Here is a 500-nt window from a genome sequence, read left to right as displayed (position 1 = left end):
CATAAACATAAACACCTTATTCGATTTTTAGACAAACTTCTCATCAATGATGACTTTTGGAAATCCTATATTACCACTATCTTCCTTTTACCTCATATCACTTCTAGGAAAAAATTTCTTACCCTACTAATAGATGCTACTACATTAAAAGACGATGTGTGGATATTGAGTGCTTCCATATCCTATGAAAACAGAGCCGTACCTATTTATATGGAGCTTTGGGAAGGGGTCAATCAAAAGTATGATTATTGGGCAAGAGTAATAGGGTTTGTAAGAAATATGAGAAAGTATTTGCCGGATAAATTTTCGTATGTAATAATAGCGGACAGAGGATTTCAAGGGGAAAGGTTGCCGAAAGAATTCAAGAAATTGAAATTGGATTACATTATTCGGATAGGGGAGAATTATCACATCAAGACAAAGAATGGGGAAGAATGGAGAGAATTAAGTTTGTTGGACGATGGGAAGTATAATGAGGTAGTGTTGGGGAAGACCAACAG

At 35.6% G+C, this 500-nt stretch carries 1 protein-coding gene; it reads left to right on the top strand.

The genetic code is table 11. The features are described from left to right. On the top strand, window positions 1-500 hold a 500-nt coding region (locus tag WHS38_12415), incomplete at both ends, for a hypothetical protein (protein ID MEJ5301780.1).

It is taken from the genome of Thermodesulforhabdaceae bacterium, assembly GCA_037482015.1.
Taxonomy (GTDB): domain Bacteria; phylum Desulfobacterota; class Syntrophobacteria; order Syntrophobacterales; family Thermodesulforhabdaceae; genus JAOACS01.
Note: the sequence above shows the minus strand (reverse complement) of the source record. Positions and strands in the feature narration are given on the sequence as shown.